We start from the raw sequence: 21,121 nt of genomic DNA on the forward strand, positions 1-21,121 counted from the left end.
CTGCCGGCCTCGATCAAGTGCGCGCCTGCGGCTTGGCCAGCCATTCGTGCCCCTTGAGCATCAGATTCCAGTAAATGAAGGGGAGCTGCTGCGCCTTGATGTTCCAGCCGAGCCGGGTCGGCCGTGTCGCCTGATTGATCCAGGACGGGAACGTCGGCTGCAACTTGCCGCCGTAACCGAACTCCGCCAGCACCACGCGGCCGCGTTCGACCGTCAACGGACAGGCGCCATATCCCGCATAGCCGGAGGGCATCGGCTTGCCATCGAGCACAGCCAGCAGGTTGTCCGCCACTACCGGTGCCTGCTTGCGCACGGCGGCGGCCGTCTTGGCGTTGCCGGTACCGCTGGCGTCGCCGAGACCGAAGACATCACTGAAGTGGTTGTGCTGGAGAGTGTCGGCATCGAGATCGAGCCAGCCACCCTCGTTGGCCAGTGACGATTCGCGCACCAGCCGTGGGGCGCGCTGAGGCGGCACGACGTGAAGCATGTCGAAATCGGTCTCGATCTCTTCGCTGCTATCCTCGCTCGTGACGCGAAAACGCGCCTTCTGGGCCGGGCCGTCCACAGCGATGAGGTTCTGTTGGAACTGCTTGTGGATGCCGTAACGCTGAACGTATTCGTCCAGTGCCGGCACGAAGTCCGAGACACCGAACATCACACCGCCGGCATTGTGGAAATGGACATCGATGCCGTTCAGGACGCCCTGCTTCTCCCACTCGTGACAGGAGAGATACATCGCCTTCTGTGGCGCCCCGGCGCACTTGATCGGCATTGGCGGCTGGGTAAACAGCGCCTTGCCGCCTCGCATTGCCTGAACCAGCGACCAGGTGTAGGGCGCCAGATCGAAACGGTAGTTCGACGTCACGCCATTCTTGCCCAGCGTCTCTTCGAGACCATCGATCGCCTGCCAGTCGATCTCGAGACCTGGCGCAACCACCAGTGCCCGGTAGCCAAGCGTCGTCCCGTTGCCCAGCACGACCTGGCGGGATTCCGGCAGCAGCTGTTCCGCCGCGGCCTGATACCAGGTGACGAAGCTCGGCATCACCGAGTGCATCGAACGCCGGGTCTGTTCAGCAGTGAATACGCCACCGCCGACCAGCGTCCAGCCGGGCTGGTAGAAGTGATCCTGTGCGGGCTCGACGATGGCGATATCGAGATCCGCACGGCGTTTGTGAAGACTCGCGGCGACCGCGATGCCCCCCGCCCCACCGCCGATGATAACGATGTCATGGTACTTTTCGTTCGCGGCTGTCGACTGATTCGTGTCTGTCGATTCGTTCATGACTGTCGATTCGTTCATGACTGGCTCCCTTTAGTCGATTCGGCGCGGCGCGATAGCGCTTGGCGACGACGCCTTCTCACTCCCACGCGGCGCCTGCCAGGGCGTCGAGCGGCAATTTCAGATAGCGCTTGCCGTTGCTCTCCGGTTCGGGGAGGCGGCCACCGAGAATGTTGACCTGCAGGGCGTGCAGGATCAGCTTTGGCATCGGCAGTTCGCTATCGCGCTTCTCACGCAGCGCAACAAACTCAGCCTCGCTGCTGTCGCTCAAACGATGCTTGTTGGTCTCGCGCTGCTCGCGCACGGTGCTTTCCCACTGAGGTTCGCGGCCGTCGGGCATGTAGTCGTGACCGGTGAACAGGCGCGTCTGGTCGGGCAGCGCGAGGATCGACTGGATCGAATGCCACAGCTGGTGCGCACTGCCCCCGGGGAAGTCGGCACGGGCGGTACCGAAGTCGGGCTGAAACAGGGTGTCGTGAACGAAGGCGGCATCGCCGATGACGTAGGTGACCGAGGCCAGCGTATGGCCCGGCGAGTGCATCACGCGGCAATCGATATCGCCCAGCTTGAAGCTATCGCCGCTGTCGAACAGATGATCCCACTGGCTGCCGTCGTCCTTCAGGTCCGGCCAGTGGTAGATCTCCTTCCACAATGCCTGCACCTGCGTCACCGGCCGGCCGATGGCGGTGGGCGCGCCGGTCCTGTCATGCAGATAGCGCGCGGCGGAGAAGTGATCCGCGTGCGGATGGGTATCGAGAATCCACTCGACCACGAGCTCTTCACGCTCGACGTAGGCCAGCAGCTCGTCGGCCTGCAGGGTGGCCGTCGCCCCGGCCTTCTCATCGTAATCGAGCACTGGATCGATGATCGCGCAGCAACGCGTGGCGGGATCGCTGACGATGTACTGGATACTGAACGTGCGAGGGTCGAAGAAACCGGCGACATCGGGTCGGCCTTTATTTCTGTCGCCTCGAGAGAGAGCAAAGGTGTTCATGACGGCTCCTTAGGAATGCATGCCCCTAAAGTAGCGCCAAATTAGCTCTAACGTTAGAACTATTTTTTATATAAAGTTTCGTGATCTGCTTTTCATAGATTCAATAGGCATATCGATCTTTCCAAACCCCATAAAAAAAACCGCGCCGAAGCGCGGTTTCCGACATGTTGAGCGACGGCGTCAGACATCGCCGCTGTTATCCAGCTCCACGGCTTCGTAGAGCCGATCCTGGAGATCCGGAATCGCCGCCTGAACCCGATTCCAGCTGGGGATGAACGGCTTGTCGCGCGGCGATTCGAAGAACGCCGCACCGGCCTGCATGATGTTGTCGGCGAACAGTTCCACCGCCGCTTCCTCGCTGTGACGGTCGAGCTTGAGCCCGTTCATCGCGGCATCATGGTCGTAGGCTTCGATCAGATCCAGCGCCACGCGGTAGTAAGTCGCCTTGACGGTACGGAAGCTCTCGACGCTCATCTCGACGCCGAGCGTCGCCAGCTTGCGATACATCGCCTTGGCGATGTCCATGCTCATGCGGTTCAGACCGCCCGACGGATCTTCCTCCGAGACCGGCTGGTGCTTGTGATCGTAGGCATCGGCGATATCGACCTGACACAGGCGTTTGGTCGAAAAGTTGCGGTGCACCTCGGAAAGCACGCCGATCTCGAGCCCCCAGTCGCTGGGAATACGGATGCCGTCGAGCACGTCGGCGCGCATCGAGAACTCGCCGGAGAGCGGATAGCGGAAACTGTCGAGATAGTCGAGATAGGGCAGCGGGCCGTAGATCATCTTGAAGGCACGAATCAGCGGCGTGACCATCAACCGCGCCACACGCCCATTGAGCTTGCCGGAGGCGATACGCGAGTAGTAGCCCTTGCAGAACTCGTAGTGGAACCGCGGATTGGCGACCGGGTAGATCAGCCGAGCCAGCAGGCCGCGGTCGTAGGTGACGATATCGCAGTCATGCAGCGCTATCGCCTCGGCCTTGCCGGACGCGCGCACGTAACCGGAGCAGTACCAGACGTTGCAGCCCTTGCCGGGCTCCAGCGGCGCCAGATTTTCCTTCGCCAGTTCCTGCTGCAGGGCCTGGAGCCGGGGCCCGTCGTTCCAGAGAATGCGGTGATGCTGCGGCAGACGGGAGAAGAATTCGCGCGCTTTCAAAAACTGCTCGCGATCGGCGCGATCCAGGCCGATGACGATCTCGCTGAGATAGGGCACCTTGCACAGCTCGTCGACGATATGCGAAAGCGCCGGCCCTTCCAGCTCGGAATACAGCGACGGCAGGATCAACCCCATCGGGCGGCTGCGGGAGAACTGCTTGAGGTCGTTTTCCAGTGCTTCCACCGAGCGACGCGTGAGGTTGTGAAAATTGGTAACGATACCGTTCTGATAAAAATCACTCATGAAGCGCCCTCGTCGTATTATCTTCCTGACGTCGTTCCCTGACGCCGGTTATCGGGACTGTCTATCCAACATCGGTCATTCAAACCCAGCCATCCAAATCCAGCCATCCAAATCCAGCCGTTCAACCTCAGTCATCCAACCTCAACCGCTCAATCCCGTCCGTTCAACCTCATCCCTTCCGCGTCATCCTCTTCAGGACGGCTCATTCGTGTCCCACCCCAGTTCGCTGACCAGCCAGTGCGATACCCCTTCCGACCAACCGGCGGGTCCCCGCGCTTCGGTTCGGTAAACCCGCGGATTTTCCAGCGGCATTGGTTGACCATGCTTGGCGGCGATGACGACGGCCATATCGGTGGCCGCCAGCAGCGTCAGATCATTGGGCCCGTCACCCAGGCCGATCGTCTGCGGACGATAGCCACGCAGCGCCTCGAACCGAGCCACCAGCCAGTCCGATGCCTGGCCCTTGTCGACGGCGCCCATCACGTGCCAGAAACGACCGCCGCGAGTCAGCCGCAGACCATCGACCTGGAGCGTCTCATGTAATGTCTGCAGTTTGATGTCGTCGTCTTCCCACACCAGCGGCTCGCTGCCCTCCCGATCCATGGCCTGTTCGGCACCGGACTCGCTGAGTCCGGTCAACTCGCGGACCTCGGCAACATCCATCTCGCCCATGCGTCGAAAGCGCAGACCGTGACGTTCACGCACCACGTCCAGGCGCCGCCGGATGAAGTCCACATCCATGCTGGGGGTCTTGACCACCAGACCGTCCGGCGAGGCGGGATCGCGATCCAGTCGCGCATGCTGCCATGAGGGCGGTAGGCCAATGACGGCGCCGTTCTCGGCGATGAACGGCGTTTCCTCGAGCCCCAGTTCCTGGCGCAACGCCAGTAGTTCGCTACGAGTCTTGCTGGTGGTGGGAATGACCGGAATCGACTGCCGCTCGAGGCGCGAAAGCCAGGCCGACGCCGGCTGCCAGTCGTAGGTATCGTGATCCAGCAGCGATCCATCGAGATCGGTAAATACCATCAGGGACGGTTTGTTCAAGGCCGGCTGCGTCATGGGTTCTCCTGCATCGCTTCACCTCGTCATGTCGTACGCGGGCGGCTGCGTGTCGGCAGTTCTATAGGACAGTTCCATGGATGAAGGTAGCACGGATCATGCCAAACACGACGGCCCGGGCCATTTGTCCTGACCACGGGCCGTCAACAGCGCTAAACGGGCCTATGCTGATCGGACCTTCGCCGATCAAATATTCGCTGATCAAACCCTCGGCGCTGATGCTGCATACCCTGCAGTGCACTATTGAGGTGCATCGTCATGAGGGCATTGTCTTGGATGCATTGTTTTAGGCGCATTGTTTTAGGTGCATTGTTTGAGGTGCATTGCTTTAGATGCATCGTCGATACGAGCGGTGACGCCAGGGGTCAGCGCCGGGCGTGTTTCGCCGCGATGGCGCCGACGCCGGCCAGCGTCGCCCGGTCACTGTCGATGGCCTCGACGCGGAGTCCGGCGGCTTCCAGCGCGATGGTGTAGCTTTCGCGCAACGACTCCGCGCCGATCAGACGCACGACATCGAGTCCGGGACGTGCCTGGCGCATGGCATGTACCTCCTCTCCGATCAGTACGCCGGAGAGGAAGCTACCCACCTGCCCCGCTTCGAGCCCCGCGTAAAGATGCCGGCTGCGGGCCTCGAACAGCGCATGCATCACACCGCCCGGGCAGCCGGCACGGGAAACGCCCAGCCGGAATGCGGCCTCGTCGAACGGTGCCTCGTCGCGGGCCGGCTCCCCCGGCAGGGTATGAAAGCGCACGGCGTGATAGAGCTCGCCGGTCATGACGGTGGTGAATTCGACCATGCGGCCAGCATCGAGACGCGCCCACTTGCTGTGGGTGCCCGGCAGGCAGCAATCGCCGCTGTCGACGCCCGCCAGCGCCAACGCACCGAACGCCTGGACCTCTTCGCCGCGCATCACGTCGACGTGTTCGGGCGTCACCTGCTTGACCCCCGGTACGATCCAGACGTTGTCGAGCCCGGGTGCCGCGACGACATTGTCCGCGAGATCGGCAGCGGTTGCCGGCAACTCGAGCTGCGGCGCCTCGAACCAGCCCCGCGCCGAGCCCACCATGCCGGCGAGATAAACCGGGACTTTTTTAGCGCCCGAAGCCGCGCCGTCAGCACCCGAAGCTGCGCCGTCAGCACCCGAAGCTGCGCCATCGCCATTCCGCCAGTCATCGGTCTGCGAGGCACAGTAATGGGGGAATTCGCTCTGGCTCAACGCGCGCAGGCCGGAGGCCGAACGGCGGCTGTCGAGCACCTCGCCGCTGGTCATGTCGACAAGAAACGCCCGGAAGTTGCTGGTGCCCCAGTCGATGACGATCAGGCGTTCGGCGGCGCCTTTTTGCTGCTCCCCGCTCATGCATCGGCCTCGCGTTCGAGCTGCTCCGCCTGATGGGCGACTTCGGTCAGCCGCCGCCACTCGGCGACCAGCTCGGCAGCGATCTCGCCGACCTCTTCGGCTTTCCGGCCGGGCTTGTAGAGATTGCTGCCGAACCCGAAGCCGGCGACACCGTGGGCATGCCACTCGCTCATGTTGCTCTGATCGATACCGCCGACCGCCAGCACCGGCAAGCCCTTGGGCAGAATCGCGCTAATATCCTTGAAATAGCCGGTACCCAGGCGAGCCGCTGGGAACAGCTTGAGCGCCGTCGCGCCGGCTCTGGCCGCCGCCAGCGCTTCGCTCGGGGTCATGCAGCCGATCATCGGCGCCAGGCCGTGCTCGACACCGGCGCGAATCACTTCCGGGTCGGTATTGGGCGTGATCAACAGCGGCGCATCGAGGCCCGCCAGGCGCTCGGCGTGCGCCGGATCGAGTACCGTGCCGGCCCCGATCACCACGTCATCCGGGCAGCGCTTGGCGATGGCGGCAATACTGTCCCAGGCCCGTGGCGAGTTGAGCGGGAGCTCGATCAGCTTGAAGCCTGCCGCCACCAGCGCGTCGAATACTGCATCGATCTCTTCCGGGGTGATCCCGCGCAGAATGGCCACCAGCGGCCGCTCGCGCAGCGCCGTTTCCAGTGCGAACTTGCGTGTCTCGTTCATCTATCTCTCCTCGATGTCGGCCTGCCTCGACAGAGTGCCGCCAGCAGAGCGCCAGGAATCACCATTCGGCTACCGAGCCATCCTCATGCGTCCACACCGGGTTGCGCCAGCGGTGCCCAACCTTGGAACGCTCTTCGACGAACGCTTCGTCGATTTCCACGCCCAGCCCCGGGCCCTGAGGAATCGCACAGAAACCGTCCTCGATCGCCAGCGCGTTCTTGTCCACCAGGTAGTCGAGCACGTCGTTGTCCCGATTGTAGTGGATCCCCATGCTCTGCTCCTGGATGAAGGCGTTGTGGTTGACCGCATCCACGTGCAGCGACGCGGCCAGTGTCAACGGCCCCAGCGGGCAGTGCGGCGCCAGCGCCACGTCGAAGCACGACGCCAAGGTGGCGATCTTCATGCCTTCGCTGATACCGCCGCAGTGGGACAGATCGGGTTGGACGATATCGACCATCCCTTCGACCAGCAGATCGCGGAACTGATAACGCGTGTGCAGTCGCTCGCCGGTGGCGATGGGATAACCCAGGCCGCCGGCGATGTGCTTGAGGCTCGGCAGATGCTCCGGCAGCACCGGCTCTTCGACGAACATCGGGTGATACGGCTCGAGTTCCCGCAGCAACGCCTTGGCCATCGGTCGATGCACGCGACCGTGGAAATCGATGCCGATGCCGACATCCGGACCCACCGCGTCGCGGGCCTCGGCGACACGCGCCACCGCTTCGTCGACCTTGGCGTGAGAGTCGACGATCGCCATCTCGGCGGTACCGTTCATCTTGAACGCGGTGAAGCCCTGCTCGACCAGCGCCTTGGCCCCGGCGCCGACGTCGCTGGGCTTGTCGCCGCCGGTCCAGGCGTACATGCGCATCTTGTCGCGACAGGCACCGCCCAACAGTTGATGCACCGGCACCCCCAGATCGCGCCCCTTGAGATCCCACAGCGCCTGATCGATACCGGCAATGGCGCTCATCAGGATCGGTCCGCCGCGATAGAAACCGGCGCGGTACATGATGTTCCACAGGTGCTCGATGCGGTGCGGGTCCTGGCCGACCAGGTAGTCGGCAAGCTCGTGCACGGCCGCTTCGACCGTAGCCGCGCGGCCCTCGACCACCGGTTCGCCCCAGCCATAGCAGCCCTCGTCGGTCTCGATTTTCAGAAACAGCCAGCGCGGCGGGACCTGCCAGGTCTTCAAGCGGGTAATTTTCATGGTTCACCTGTTCTCTTCATTAAGTTCGGTCATCGGTAGCGGCATGACGATCGCGGGCGGATTTATGACCAGGTCCTCCATCCCGAGGTCCCGTCCGGTGCGCTTGAGCACCGACAGCGCTGCCTCGGCGGCCTCCTGCGGCTGGCGCAGGCGGATCGCCTCCATGACCCGGCGGTGCCGCGCCATGCTGTCATCGAGATCCTTGGCGCTATGCAGCGTAGCACTCTGGTTGGAGCGCTCGACGATCAGGGCGATGGCCGGTTTAAGCACGTGGCTGATCTGCGCCCAGATCAGATTGTGGGAGGCGGCAAAGATGGCCTCGTGAAACGCCACGTCATAGTCGTTGTAGCTCTGCCCCTGCCAGTGAAGATCTTCGCATTCGAGCGTGCGCAACATGCCTTCGAAGGCGTTCTCGATGGCGAGCAGGTCCGAAGCGGTGGCATGAGTCGCGGCCAGACTCGCCACGAAGGGTTCGACCCCGACCCGAAAAGCGAAAACCTCGCGCTGCAGGTGCGGGTTGGGTTGCGCATAGTGCGCCATCCACGCGCTGACCTGCGGATCGAGCAGATGCCAGGCGGAAAGTTCGCAGACTCGCGTGCCCTGCCCGGAGACCCGGACCAGCAAGCCGGCGTTGACCAGCTTCTGCAGCGCACTGCGGACCGTGCTGCGACTGACGCCGAAGCGTTCGCACAGGTCCACTTCCCGCGGAATGGTATCGCCGATGGCGTAGCGGCCGCTGAACACGGCTTCGGCAAGCGTCTCGGCGATATCCCCGCGGGGGACGCCGGCGGCATCGGTCACTGACGGTTCTCTGGGCATCGCGATGTTCAACTCACTGACGCTTATGTCCGACATAGCTTCTAGCAAGTTTCGGGCGGCTGCCTTTAGACCATGGTCAAAGAGCCGACTTTTCACACGCCGGAAACGACGGCGCCCCTCCTGCCAAGTACCAGGAGGGGCGCCGTGGTAGCGCCACTTTCCCTGTTCAGAAAATGGCGGCTTTCAGGACGAGCGACAAGTCCGATAAATCAGCGATAGACCGGCAGCCGCGAGCAGACGGTCTCGACCTTGGCCTTGACCTCGCCTTCCACCTGACTGGAGTCTCCTGCCTGCATGGCATCGAGAATGTCGCAGATCCAGCCGGCCAGATCGCGGCATTCGGTCTCACCGAAACCTCGCGTGGTCACCGCCGGCGTGCCGATCCGCAGGCCGGAGGTCACGAACGGGCTCTGCGGGTCGCCGGGCACGGCGTTCTTGTTGACGGTAATGTGAGCACGACCCAGCGCGGCATCGGCGTCCTTGCCGGTCAGGCCCTGCTTGACCAGCGACAGCAGGAACAGATGATCTTCGGTACCGCCGGAGACGACCTCAAAACCGCGTTCGATGAACACGCCGGCCATTGCCTGGGCATTCTTGACCACCTGCTGCTGGTAGGTCTTGAACTCGGGGTCCATCGCCTCCTTGAAGCAGATCGCCTTGGCCGCGATGACGTGCATCAGCGGGCCACCCTGACCGCCCGGGAAGACTGCCGACTGCAGCTTCTTCTCGATGTCGGCATCGTTTTCGGCGGACAGGATCAGGCCGCCTCGCGGGCCGCGCAGGGTCTTGTGGGTGGTCGTGGTGACCACGTGCGCGTGCGCCATCGGGCTGGGGTAGACGCCAGCCGCGACCAAGCCGGCGACATGCGCCATGTCGACCAGCAGATAGGCGCCCACTTCGTCGGCGATCTTGCGGAATTCGGCCCAGTCGATGATCTGGGAGTAGGCGGAGAAACCGGCGATGATCATCTTCGGCTGGTGCTCGCGCGCCAGCTTGGCGACTTCCGCGTAATCGATCCGGCCGCTGTCATCGATGCCGTACTGAACCGCGTTGTAGTGCTTGCCCGAGAAGCTCGGCTTGGCGCCGTGGGTCAGGTGCCCCCCGGCATCCAGGCTCATGCCCAGCACGGTGTCGCCCGGCTTGACCAGCGCCTGGAATACCGCGCCGTTGGCCTGGGAGCCGGAGTGCGGCTGGACGTTGGCGTAGGTAGCGCCGAACAGTTCCTTGGCATAATCGATCGCCAGCTGCTCGACCACGTCGACGTGCTCACAGCCACCGTAATAGCGCTTGCCGGGGTAGCCTTCCGCGTACTTGTTGGTCAGCTGCGTGCCCTGGGCCTGCATCACGCGCGGGCTGGCATAGTTCTCGGAGGCGATCAGCTCGATGTGGGCTTCCTGGCGCGCGACTTCCTGCTGCATCGCGTCCCAGAGGGCGTCATCGAATCCGGCAACCTGCATCTCTCGGGTGAACATCGACGGGTATCCTCGGCTCGGGGATGGTTCGACTGCCACCGGGGAAAGTCCGGCATCCGGTGGCTCGATCTCAAATGATGGGCGGCAATGATACCCCAGCGCTGACGGCCTTTCCTATGAAAGTCCGTCATGTGCTGGCGCATAATTTCTCACGTCGGCTTTAGCGTCGGTAAAGCGTACTCCGGGGCGGCATTGGCTATCCCGCCGCCGACACGAACGGGATTCTCGCCCTCGTTCGCGATCACCAAAGAAGTGCTGAATAAATCGGCGAGCGGATGAAGCACAAGGCGTACGGAGCACAGGAACCGGAGCCTATGGGGTATAGGTGAGGATTCCGATCGGACCGGCGCCCCGGCACCGCACAACACAGTGATTCTCCGGGGACGCCGAGTTCGCGCAGACAATTATTCAACGCTTCTTCAGGTCTCTCCCAACAGTCGCAGACTCTCCATCGGCGCCTGTCGTCGGGCGCCCCGCGACAGCACGAACCCGATGCCACCGACGACCGCCGCGCCCAGAACCGGCATCACGACCCACATCAGCCAGTGCATGCGAGGCTCCAGCCCCAGCCAGCCGTAGATGCCCAGCGCGGCCGACTCGGCCAGTGCCGCGCCCAGCAGCCCGCTGGCGAAACCGAGCAGCGCGAATTCGGCCCACTGCATCCGCGCCAGGATGCGATTGCCGGCGCCGAACACCCGCAGTAACGCCCCCTCGTGAGCCCGTGCCGGCCGGCTGGCGGTGAGCGCGGCGTAGAGCACGCTGACCCCCGCCAGCAGCACGAAGCCGAGCACGAACTCGATGGCTCGCGTGACCTGGCCGAGAATCCCGCGCACCTGCTCCAGCAACGCCTCGACGTTGAGTACCGATACGCCGGGATACTGCCGCACCATCTCGGCCAGCATATCGTTGTCGCCCTCGGCGAGATGGAACGAGGTGATATAGCTGTGGCCGAAGTCGTCCAAGGCGCCTGGCGGAAAGATGATGAAGAAGTTGGGCTGAAAGCTCTCCCAGTCGAGATGACGCAAACTGGTGATCCGGCCGGTGACGCTGTCGCTGCCGATGGTGAACGTCAGCTCGTCGCCCAGCGAGAGTCCGAGTCGCCCCGCCAGTTCTTCCTCGACCGATATCGGTACCGCCCCGTCACTCGCCGTATCGGTACCGGCATCGAACCACTCGCCGGCGGTGATTCGGTTGCCCTCGGGCAGCGCCGCGCGCCAGGTGAGATTGAGGTCACGCCGCAGCGCGCCGTCTGTCTGGTGATCTTCCGGCACCTGCTGCTTCGGGGGCTTGCCATCGATGGCCGTCAGTCGGCCCCGAACCATGGGATAGAGACCGCTGCCGCTGTCGGCGGCGCTGTCGATCAACGACTCGACGCCGTCGCGCTCCTGCGGCTGGATATTGATCGCGAAGTAATTGGGCGTATCCGTGGGTAGCTGTGCCTGCCAGGTGGTCAGCAGATCGCCCCGGACCAGAGCGATGATCGCCATGGCGGCAAAGGTGACCGAGAACGCCAGCAGCTGGCCGAGGCTTGCCTCGCGCCGTCGCGCCAGCTGGCGGCCACCCAGTTGCCAGGCACGGCCGTTCTGGCTCCTTTGCGGCAGGCGTGCCAGCACCGCCAGCAGCAGGTTCATCAGCATCTGGCCGATACCCCGCAGCACGACCAGCGCCACCAGGCCGCCCAGCAGAATGCCTGCTGCCAATATCGGATCGCCGGAATAGAGCCACAGCAGCGCGCCGAAGACGAGGCTGGCGAACGTCACCACCAGCCATCCGGACGGCGGGATCGGGTCGAGCTCGCGGCGCAGCACCTTGAGCGCACTGACGCGCTTGAGCCTCAGCAGCGTGGGGCCGGCAAAACCCACCAGCACCGCCAGTGCCGTCAGCACGCCCATCAGCCAAGGCATTCCACCTGGGGCAGGCAGCTCAAGCGGCAGAAAGCGGGTCAGCAGCGACAGCAGTACCGCCTGACCGGCGAGGCCCAGTAGCGCGCCGACCACTGACGCCGCCAGCCCCAGCCACGCCAGCTGCCAGGCGAACAGCTGACCCAGCTGCCGTTGCGACGCGCCGAAACAGCGCAGCAGCGCGGCCGTATCCAGATGGCGATCGACGTAACGGCGCGTCGCCATGGCGACGGCAACACCCGCCAGCAGCACCGCCGCCAGCCCGGCCAGGCTCAGGTATTTCTGGGCCCGGTCCAGCGACCGACCGAGACTGGGACGGTCCACGCGCACATCGCGAATCTCGACGCCGGCCTCACGCAGCGTATCGAGACGACTGCCGAGACTGTCGACGGCGGCCGGCGGGCCGGCGGCCAGCAGTTCGTACTCGATGCGCGACCCCGGTCTGATCAGGCCCGTGGCATCGAGATCCTGGATATTGAGCATGATGCGGGGCGTCAGACCGGCGAAACCGGCCTGCTGGTCGGGCTCGCGATCGATCAGTCCGGTGATGGTCAGCCCCAGAGAGCCGACCTGGACGCTGTCCCCGACCTTGGCATCCAGCAACTGGGCCAGTCGCGGCGCGATCCAGGCACTGCCCGGTGGCGGACCATGAGCGAGTTTCTCGATGCCGTCACCACGATCCACGCGGACCTGACCGTAGAGCGGATAATGGTCATCGACGACTTTCAGCCCCGCCGGCTGGAAGGCATCTGCCTGACTGACCATCGACACCAGATCGACCTGATCGCTCAACGTCAGGCCGGCCTGACGCAGCTCCTGGCGCAAACCGTCGTCAAAGGGCTGGCCCTGTTCGAGCACCAGATCGCCGCCCAGCAGCTGACCCGCCTGCCGCGTCAGCCCCCGGTCGAGCCGGTCGAGAAAGAAGCCGATCATGGTGGTCGCCGCCACCGCCAGCGCCAACGCCACGAACAGCGCGCGTACGTCGGACGCCCGCAGATCGCGCCGGAGTCCCTTCAGCGACAGTGCGATCAGATTCATGCTTCGACCCCATGCGGCTGACGCTCGACCGCCTGCAGCCTGCCACCTTCGAGCTGCAGACAACGATCGCAGCGTCTGGCAAGGGCCATGTCGTGCGTCACCAGAATCAGCGTCGTACCGGACTCGCGATTGAGATCGAAGAGCAGATCGATGATGCGCTTGCCGGTGGTCTCGTCGAGATTGCCGGTAGGCTCGTCGGCGAAGACCAGATCGGGCTCGGTCACGAAGGCTCGCGCCACCGCCACCCGTTGCTGCTCACCGCCGGAGAGCTGCTTCGGAAGGTGGTCCAGCCGCGCGCCCAGGCCGACACGTTCCAGACATTGGCGACTTTTGGCCGCCACGTCTTGCCGAGGAGACAGTTCCAACGGCAACATAACGTTTTCGATTGCCGTCAGAGTGGGTAATAGCTGGAAGTTCTGAAAAACGAAGCCGACGCGGCCTGCACGCAGCGCGGCGCGGCCATCCTCGTCAAGGGTGCTCAGGGAGTGGCCGAACATCTCGAGTTCACCCGAGCTGGGCGAATCCAGCCCCGCCAGCAGGCCCAGCAGCGTGGACTTGCCCGCACCGGAACTTCCCACGATGGCGACACTCTCACCGCGATCGACGTTCAACGCCAACGATTCGAGAATGACCAGCTCTCGTTCACCGCTCATCACCCGTTTGCCGAGTTCGTTGGCGTATAGAATCCGCGTTTTCCGCTCGTCAGAGGAGTAAGTCATGTTGCGTGGTTTCCCTGTACTGGGTATCAAATGGCCTGTCGCCGGAATGGCGAGACGCTGTGCAGGTGGCGCGCTATTGCTGGGTCTTTCGCTGCTCTCGCTGACCCCGAGCACCGCCCGCGCCGATACCATCCTGGTCATGGGCGACAGCCTGAGCGCAGCCTACGGCATCGACCCGCAACAAGGTTGGGTCAATCTGTTGAAACAGCGACTGGGGGACGAGCACGACGTCGTCAACGCCAGCATCAGCGGAGAAACGACTTCCGGTGGTTCGGCTCGACTACTCGATATGCTCCGACAATATCATCCCGACATCGTTCTGCTGGAGCTCGGCGGCAACGATGGTCTACGCGGACTCTCCCCGCAGCAGATGCAGGTCAACCTGGCGAAAATGATCGAACGCAGCCAACAGCAAGACGCCAAGGTCCTGCTGCTGGGCATCGAGGTCCCGCCCAACTACGGTCCCGCCTATAGCGACGCGTTCCGCGGTGTCTTTACCCAGCTGGCCGACGAGTACCAAGTGCCATTGCTGCCCTTTCTGTTGGAGGGGGTCGATCTGGAGACCATGCTTCAAAGCGATGGCATTCACCCCACCGCCGAAGCCCAACCGATCATTCTCGACAACGTCTGGCCCAAGCTGGAACCGCTGCTGACGTCGCCGGCCAACGATAACGCCACTAACGACAGCGCCCCTAACGACAGCAACGCTAACGACGCAGCCGCCAATGCCGGGGAATAAGTGATTCATGGCCTGCGAAGCGGCCGGTTCCGGTGTCGGCCGCTGTCGGCTCGCGACTGACGTGCTATCGTCAACACCTTGAAAAGACTCGCGACATATCGCGTCGAAAGGCGGTTCGGCAGGGAGGCTGACGATGGAGAGCGAAACGGCACTGGTCGCCGCGTATGAACTGGATGGACAGGGCGGCGGCAGACTTCTCAGCGTGCGCCAGCTGCGGGAGGCGTGGGCCGATCCCGCGCGCCCGCTGTGGATGCATCTGGATTTTCGTCACGAGGACGTCCACACCTACCTCGAGGAGATCGCCGGCCTCGACGAAGCACCGATCGAGGAGCTGCTCGAGGAGGATACTCGCCCCCGCGTGGCCAAGTTCCGCAACGGCGCCGTCACCACCCTGCGCGGTATCAACCTCAATCCCGGTGCCGCACCGGAAGATCTCATCTCGCTACGTATCTGGTGCGCACCTCACCGGATGATCACCCTGCGCCGCCGGCCGTTGAAATCGGTCAGCGACGTGCGTGAACGCATCGACAACGGCGACGGTGCGCTCTCGATTCCGGACCTGCTGGCATGGCTGACCGAAACCTTGGTGGACAAGGTCGGTGACGTCGCTCATCAACTCGACGACCGTCTGGGCGAGCTCGAAGAGGATCAACTGAGCGATCGGGAGGTCGACCCCGACGATCTTTCGCGACTGCGACGTTCGCTGATCACGCTGAGACGTTTCATGGGCCCGCAACGCGACTGTCTGGATCAGATTGCCCAGGGCTCCGAATGGCTGGACGAAGATACCAAGGTGTCGGTTCGCGAGAGCGCCAACCAGCTGTCCCGTTACGTGGAAGATTTCCATGCCATGCAGGAGCGGGCCCTGATTTTGCAGGAACAGCTCTTCAGCGAACACAACGAGCGGCTCAACCAGCGCATGTACATGCTGGCGATCGTCACCACCGTGTTCCTGCCGCTGAGTTTCCTGACCGGGCTACTGGGCATCAACGTCGGCGGCATTCCCGGTGCCGATAGCCCCTACGGCTTCGTGATGTTCGTGACCATCACCGCACTGGTCGGCGGCTGGGTCATGTGGCTGCTCAAGCGCAAGCGCTGGTGGTAAGGCCGCCACTCGATCATGACGAGGCGCGGTCGGTGTGCCCCAGATCGCGCTCGGGATCGAGACGATCACGCACCCGGCGTTTCAGCTCCTTGATATCGGGGAAGCCGCCATCACGCTTGCGCTCCCAGATCGTCTCGTCGTCGTAGAGCACTTCGAAATGCCCGCCGTGGCTGGGCGCCAGCGCCACCTGTTCGAGGTCTTCGCCGAAAGTCTGCAGCAGCTCCTGCGCGTACCAGCTCGCACGCAGCAACCACTGGCATTGGGTACAATAGTGAATCCGGATGCGGGCCATGGGGCTCTCCTCGAACGTCTGAACGCATGATGCGACGGCGCCAGGGGTTAACTCAAGCCGTTAACTCAAGCCGTTAACACGAGGCGTTAACACGAGGCGTCAACTCAGGCCGCCGACTCGAGCCGATCGCGCGGCGTAAGCGATTGGTTTCGATATCACCCGGTCCGGTAGCGCCAAAAATCAGGGCCACAGCCAACGGCTCGGAACCGAGCGGGAATCGTCAGGGAAACAGGGACCGTTTTTCATGCCAGCCACAGACACCAGCCTCACTCGCCTCTTCGAACGCGTCACCGGCGACGAAGACAGCCGCCTGTGTCGCGATATCTCCGATGATGCCTGCCAGCAACAACCCGGCAATTTCTTTCGGCATCTGCTAGCCGCTCTCGGCAACAAGCTCGCGGATGAGCTCTCCAACGCACGTTTGATCCTGCCGTGGCTGATGGGCGCCATCGGCGCTCCGGTATGGATGGTCGGGCTGCTGGTGCCGATTCGCGAAGCCGGCGCCCTACTGCCACAGCTACTGATCGCCGGCTACATCCGACTCCGTCCCATCCGCAAGTGGGTATGGGTCGCAGGCGGTGTCGCTCAAGCCTTCGGCGCCGCGATTCTCGGGCTGCTGGCGCTGTTCGGTCACGGTAGCTGGGGTGGCGCGCTGGTACTGATCGCGCTGACCGGACTGGCGCTGGGTCGGGGGCTATCATCGGTCGCGACCAAGGACGTCCTCGGCAAGACCATCGCCAAACAGCGTCGCGGTACCCTGATGGGCTGGAGCGCCAGCGCTGCCGGCGCCCTGACGCTGCTGGTCGGCGCCACCCTGATACTGCTTGGCGATCAGCCCGGACACTCGGCATTGGCCGTATTGCTGTTCGCCGCCGCCCTTGGCTGGATATTGAACGCGCTGTGCGCCGCCGCGATCCATGAGGCACCCGGGGCTACCGCAGGCGGCGCCAACGCCTGGCAGAGCGTCAGGCAGGGGTTCTCGCTGATGCAGCGTGACCGCCGCTTCCTGCATTTCAATCTCTCCCGCGCCCTGTTGCTGTCAAGTGCGCTCGCCTTACCGTATCTGGCGTTGCTGGGCCAACAGAACAGCGGCACCGATCTGGCAAGCCTCGGCATTCTGATCGTCACTTCCGGTGTCGCCAGCATGATCGCCGGGCCGATCTGGGGCCGCCTGGCCGACCGCTCTAGCCGTCGAGTGATGCGCAACAGTGCCATCGGCGCTGCCGTCTGCTGCCTGGCAGGCGCCGCCTGCGTTTGGCTTCCGGCGCCAATACGAACCAGCGTATGGCCCTACGCCCTGATCTATGGCCTGCTGATGATCGCTCACGCGGGGGTCCGCCTGGGCCGCAAGACCTATGTCATCGACCTGTCCGACAGCAGCACCCGCGCGCTCTACGTCGCCTTTTCCAACACCTTCACCGGCGTGCTGATGCTGGTCGTCGGACTCCTGCTCGGCGCGCTCGCTCAGTGGCTGGGCAGCGCCGGCCTATTGTTGCTGCTCGCCGCGCTTGCGATCACCGCCGCACTGAGCTCTCACGCCCTGGCGGAGGTAGAAGAGACAAGCGCCGGCTAATGCGTTGTAATACCGCGTCGTCGTGGCATCATTATCCGACGTAGCGTCTCTATAATCCGTCGAATGCCCAGCCTGGAGGCAAGGATGGCCAGTACTCATAAACACGCACCCCTGATCAACCCGGCGCTATTGGAGCGCATCGTCAATGCCTCGGATGACGGCATCGTGGTGGCCGAGCAGGAAGGCGACGAAAACATTCTGATCTACGCCAATGAAGGCTTCGAAAGGCTGACAGGTTACAGCGTCGACGAGATTCTCTACCGCGATTGCCGCTTCCTCCAGAACGGCGATCGTGACCAACCGGGCATTGACCGGGTTCGCGCTGCGCTGCGGGAGGGTAAACCGTGCCGTGAGGTCCTGCGCAATTACCGCAAGGATGGCAGTGCGTTCTGGAACGAGTTGTCGATCACCCCGGTTTACGACGATGAAGACGAGCTCACCTATTTTGTCGGGGTGCAGAAAGACGTCTCGGGTCTTATCGATGCCTTGCAGGAGCTCGAACTCCTGAAGACAGAGCGCGACACCGCTTAAGGATTCCCACCCTCGTACCCCGTCGCCGTGATGCAGCGGCGACAGATTCTGACGGAATCGATCGGGCTACGGCAGCATGAACCGGGCCAGGCAGACGTCTTCATTCGGGGAGAGGAGCAAAAAAAGCCCGCGCAAGAGGGGGGATGCGCGGGCGAGGCGGGGTGTTACTAGGAGATACATCTAAGACGCGACTCGAACGACTGCTACAGAAGCTATCCATTCGATGAATACAGATTAGCACCCTCATGTTTTTCCGGCAATGCAATTTAACGATCATCTCCATCGCGCGGCTCTATGATCCACCGCCTGGCCCTATCATCCACCGCCTAACTCTATCATCCACCGCCAGGCTCCATCGCATCGCGGAACTCTATCGCTGTTCTGGTTCCCCTCCTCGCCGATCGGGTTTCTCATCCTCGGCGCTCCGGCTTCCAGCCGTGGTCCCTTCATCCTCTTCGGCCCCGAGCCGTTGATGGCGATCGGCCAATTCCCGCCGATGATCCTGTAGCTCTCGGCGCAGCGACTCGATCTCGACCTGTAGCTCGCTCACCTGCTCGATCATGTGTCGCATCATGCGCCGGTTCGCCTTGTGCTGCCTCGACTCCGATTCGCCCTGATCTTCAACGAACAGCGAACTGACGTACGCTGCGAAGCTACCGAACAGCCCCACCCCACAGACCATCAGCAGTACGGCGACGATCCGGCCCATCGTCGTAATCGGGTAGTAGTCTCCATAACCGACGGTGGTGACCGTCACCACCGCCCACCAAAGCGCTTCTTCGGCGGTATTGATGGGACTTGCCGGATTGGGGGTTTCCACCATCAGCACCGTCATCGCCGCCAACACCACCAGCAAAACGGTCGCCGTTGCCACCGATGCCAGAACGCCCTCGGCACGATTGCGAAACAGCAGTTGCCAGATCAGTTCCAGGGAACGCAGGGCGCGCAGCACACGAATGATCTGAACCATCCGCGCTAGACGCGCTGCCTGAAACCACCCGGCGGGGATACATGCCAGTAGATCCAACCACCCCCAGCGCATGTAGCGCCATTTGCTGGGAGCGCGATAGAACCGCTGGCAGAAGTCGATGAAGAAGAAAAAACAGACGACATAGTCCAGATAATCGAACAGCTGGAGCATATCCGCCGGCAGATCGAGAAATATCTCGGCCAACATTGCACCCAGCACGTAGAAGGAGAGTGCCAGGTTGAAGAACTGAAAAGGGGTAACGTGTTCCTTCATGGCCTCCCCCATTCACGTAAACGACAAGGCCTGATGGCCATCGGACGAGAATGGCATTATCAGCGGAAGGAACGCCCGAGCGCGAATCGCGAGCTCGTTATTCCGGCACTGGATCGTCAGGCGAGATCGCTGAGCTGAGCCTTCACACCCCGCTTCGCGAGTCACGATGACGAGCGGGAAGCATAGCCCAGCCGCAGCTCATGCCGAGCAGGGGTTGGCGGCCTTCATCTGGGCGAAGTTGGTCACGAACGTATCCATCTTCTCCGCGTCGTACTCCTGCAGGCCGCTGATGACCAGCTTCTTGGAGCCGATCCCCACATCGCGCCCATTGCAGCTCATGCGAAATTCGAGATGGGCCTCGCCACGCTTGCCCTTGACGTCCAGATTGGCTCCGGCGAAATCCAGGTCAAGATCGCAGGGGTCATGGTCCTTCAGCGAAAAGCCCATGCTGTCGTAGATCACCAGCGGCCGCCGAGGATTGAACATGACGCCCTTCTCTTCCAGCAGTGGCTTCAGGTAGTGCGGAAAATTGCGCCCGGAGAACGCCACGTAACGCCGTGTGAACGTCTCGACGGTCGCCGGATCGCGGATCGTCCAGCCGCTGCGCTTGACGCTCAGGTACTGCTTGCCGACCTGATCGACGACGCTGACGGTACCGGCATCGTCCTCGACGAACTGCAATGACACGCTATCACCCACCATCCCGCAGAAATGGAACGTCATGTGCTGCGACAGACCGTAGCGAGACAGCACCAGGGCGAACAGTAGATCCCCGGGTACGCAGAACCGGCGCGCGCAGGGATCATGGATCGGGTTGTAATCTCCCGCGATCCGGCGCGCGAACTGACTGGCCTGCGCTGCCGTGATACAGAAACCGTCGGCGGCGGTAGAGTGAAACTCGTCGAGAAACATAGGTGGTCGACCCACATGTCGAATGACTTGGCGATGAAATGGCTTGGCGTCGGTATTCATTGATATTCTAGGCGCCGCTCTTTTACCACATGTCCGAGCAAAGCACAGCGTACCATTAACATTTAGCGACAAACGATAGCGTAGTTTACTTAAATGAAGGTTCCAACCACAGCCCCGGAAAGCGATAGTTCCCGCTCATGCCCCTGCGGCAGCGCGCTCGGCTACGCTCACTGTTGCGCGATCTATCATCTCGGAGAAGCCGCCGCGCCGACGCCGGAGGCCCTGATGCGCTCGCGCTACAGCGCTTTTGCGCTCGGCGGCCTGGGCGCCTATCTCCTCGCCACCTGGGATCCTCGCACTCGCGACCCGGCTTTGACGGAGGCGCAGCTCGATGTACAGGACAGCCATTGGCTGGGGCTCGAGATCATCGAGGCTCAAGCGCATGGCGCCCAGGGCATGGTCGAGTTCAAGGCGCGCTTCCGTCCGGTCACGGCAGCGGCGCTCGCCGCGCCTCAGGTGCTTCACGAGCGCTCGCGTTTCCGTCGGCACCGGGGGCTCTGGCGTTACCTCGACGGCATTATCGATCCGCCGGCCGACGGCGCCCCCGTTTCACGCAATGCGCCCTGCCCTTGTGGCAGCGGCAAAAAGGCCAAACGCTGCTGCCTGCGCTGACCCCGTTTCACTAACGCGCCGAAACGGGCATCGCTGTGGAACACATGCTGATGGCCCGCTACGCTGTTCCCGAACCGAAGCGTCGCCAGCCGCTCGATACGGTGAGTCATTCAGCCCCATTGCC

Annotated in this window: 19 protein-coding genes; 5 read left to right on the forward strand and 14 right to left on the reverse strand. The window is 63.1% G+C overall.

Translation table 11 applies throughout. The features are described from left to right. Positions 1-13 precede the first annotated feature (13 nt). From BTW08_RS12315 to BTW08_RS12365, 11 genes are all read right to left on the reverse strand, one after another. Entirely contained in the window at positions 14-1,300 is a 1,287-nt protein-coding gene (locus BTW08_RS12315) for an FAD/NAD(P)-binding oxidoreductase (protein ID WP_246837724.1), read from the reverse strand. Positions 1,301-1,358: 58 nt separating this feature from the next. Beyond that, positions 1,359-2,273: an MBL fold metallo-hydrolase gene (locus BTW08_RS12320; RefSeq protein WP_075562808.1), complete on the reverse strand. Its 915-nt coding sequence runs from the start codon at positions 2,271-2,273 to the stop codon at positions 1,359-1,361. 180 nt (positions 2,274-2,453) lie between these two features. Next, the gene (locus BTW08_RS12325) at positions 2,454-3,674 is read right to left on the reverse strand and encodes a glycosyl transferase (protein ID WP_075562809.1); all 1,221 of its coding nucleotides are present in this window, start codon (positions 3,672-3,674) and stop codon (positions 2,454-2,456) included. Positions 3,675-3,866: 192 nt separating this feature from the next. Next, complete coding sequence (locus BTW08_RS12330; RefSeq protein ID WP_075562810.1) at positions 3,867-4,733, reverse strand: HAD-IIB family hydrolase; 867 nt, start codon at positions 4,731-4,733, stop codon at positions 3,867-3,869. A gap of 365 nt (positions 4,734-5,098) precedes the next feature. Then, a complete protein-coding gene (locus BTW08_RS12335; protein WP_075562811.1) occupies positions 5,099-6,091 on the reverse strand; it encodes a 2-dehydro-3-deoxygalactonokinase in 993 nt (330 codons plus the stop codon). After that, the gene (locus tag BTW08_RS12340; protein ID WP_075562812.1) at positions 6,088-6,774 is read right to left on the reverse strand and encodes a 2-dehydro-3-deoxy-6-phosphogalactonate aldolase; all 687 of its coding nucleotides are present in this window, start codon (positions 6,772-6,774) and stop codon (positions 6,088-6,090) included. The genes BTW08_RS12335 and BTW08_RS12340 overlap by 4 nt, the downstream gene beginning before the upstream one ends. Before the next feature lie 58 nt (positions 6,775-6,832). Continuing rightward, positions 6,833-7,981, reverse strand: a complete 1,149-nt coding sequence (dgoD, locus tag BTW08_RS12345) for a galactonate dehydratase (RefSeq protein ID WP_075562813.1) — start codon at positions 7,979-7,981, stop codon at positions 6,833-6,835. Positions 7,982-7,984: 3 nt separating this feature from the next. Then, entirely contained in the window at positions 7,985-8,782 is a 798-nt protein-coding gene (locus BTW08_RS12350; RefSeq protein WP_246837726.1) for a FadR/GntR family transcriptional regulator, read from the reverse strand. A 227-nt stretch (positions 8,783-9,009) separates the two neighbouring features. Next, a complete protein-coding gene (gene glyA / locus BTW08_RS12355) occupies positions 9,010-10,272 on the reverse strand; it encodes a serine hydroxymethyltransferase (protein WP_075562814.1) in 1,263 nt (420 codons plus the stop codon). Between the two features lie 419 nt (positions 10,273-10,691). Continuing rightward, positions 10,692-13,211 carry an FtsX-like permease family protein gene (locus tag BTW08_RS12360; RefSeq protein WP_075562815.1) on the reverse strand — a complete coding sequence of 840 codons (2,520 nt, stop codon included), beginning with the start codon at positions 13,209-13,211 and terminating at the stop codon, positions 10,692-10,694. Next, entirely contained in the window at positions 13,208-13,930 is a 723-nt protein-coding gene (locus BTW08_RS12365; protein ID WP_075562816.1) for an ABC transporter ATP-binding protein, read from the reverse strand. Before BTW08_RS12365 ends, BTW08_RS12360 begins: the two co-directional genes overlap by 4 nt. Here BTW08_RS12365 and BTW08_RS12370 point away from each other — a divergent pair. Next, complete coding sequence (locus tag BTW08_RS12370; protein ID WP_083627841.1) at positions 13,929-14,669, forward strand: arylesterase; 741 nt, start codon at positions 13,929-13,931, stop codon at positions 14,667-14,669. The genes BTW08_RS12365 and BTW08_RS12370 overlap by 2 nt on opposite strands. 133 nt (positions 14,670-14,802) lie before the next feature. Next, positions 14,803-15,774 (forward strand): zinc transporter ZntB, encoded by a 972-nt coding sequence (locus tag BTW08_RS12375; protein ID WP_075562817.1) that lies wholly within the window; start codon positions 14,803-14,805, stop codon positions 15,772-15,774. A 13-nt stretch (positions 15,775-15,787) separates the two neighbouring features. Here BTW08_RS12375 and BTW08_RS12380 read toward each other — a convergent pair whose 3' ends face one another. Then, positions 15,788-16,066 carry a SelT/SelW/SelH family protein gene (locus BTW08_RS12380; RefSeq protein ID WP_075562818.1) on the reverse strand — a complete coding sequence of 93 codons (279 nt, stop codon included), beginning with the start codon at positions 16,064-16,066 and terminating at the stop codon, positions 15,788-15,790. A 244-nt stretch (positions 16,067-16,310) separates the two neighbouring features. Between BTW08_RS12380 and BTW08_RS12385 the strand changes: the two genes are divergently transcribed. Continuing rightward, positions 16,311-17,639 carry an MFS transporter gene (locus tag BTW08_RS12385; protein WP_075562819.1) on the forward strand — a complete coding sequence of 443 codons (1,329 nt, stop codon included), beginning with the start codon at positions 16,311-16,313 and terminating at the stop codon, positions 17,637-17,639. An 84-nt stretch (positions 17,640-17,723) separates the two neighbouring features. Continuing rightward, positions 17,724-18,170 (forward strand): PAS domain-containing protein, encoded by a 447-nt coding sequence (locus BTW08_RS12390; RefSeq protein ID WP_075562820.1) that lies wholly within the window; start codon positions 17,724-17,726, stop codon positions 18,168-18,170. Between the two features lie 370 nt (positions 18,171-18,540). Here BTW08_RS12390 and BTW08_RS12395 read toward each other — a convergent pair whose 3' ends face one another. Next, positions 18,541-19,413, reverse strand: coding sequence for an ion transporter (locus tag BTW08_RS12395; RefSeq protein ID WP_075562821.1), 873 nt, complete (start codon positions 19,411-19,413; stop codon positions 18,541-18,543). 198 nt (positions 19,414-19,611) lie between these two features. Continuing rightward, complete coding sequence (locus BTW08_RS12400; RefSeq protein WP_075562886.1) at positions 19,612-20,325, reverse strand: DUF3581 family protein; 714 nt, start codon at positions 20,323-20,325, stop codon at positions 19,612-19,614. A 153-nt stretch (positions 20,326-20,478) separates the two neighbouring features. On the opposite strand from BTW08_RS12400, the gene BTW08_RS12405 reads away from it, so the two are divergent. Then, on the forward strand, positions 20,479-20,997 hold the full coding sequence (locus tag BTW08_RS12405; RefSeq protein ID WP_075562822.1) for a YchJ family protein: 519 nt from the start codon (positions 20,479-20,481) through the stop codon (positions 20,995-20,997). The last annotated feature ends 124 nt before the right edge of the window (positions 20,998-21,121 follow it).

This window comes from Salinicola sp. MH3R3-1 (assembly GCF_001937155.1).
GTDB lineage: Bacteria > Pseudomonadota > Gammaproteobacteria > Pseudomonadales > Halomonadaceae > Salinicola > Salinicola halophyticus.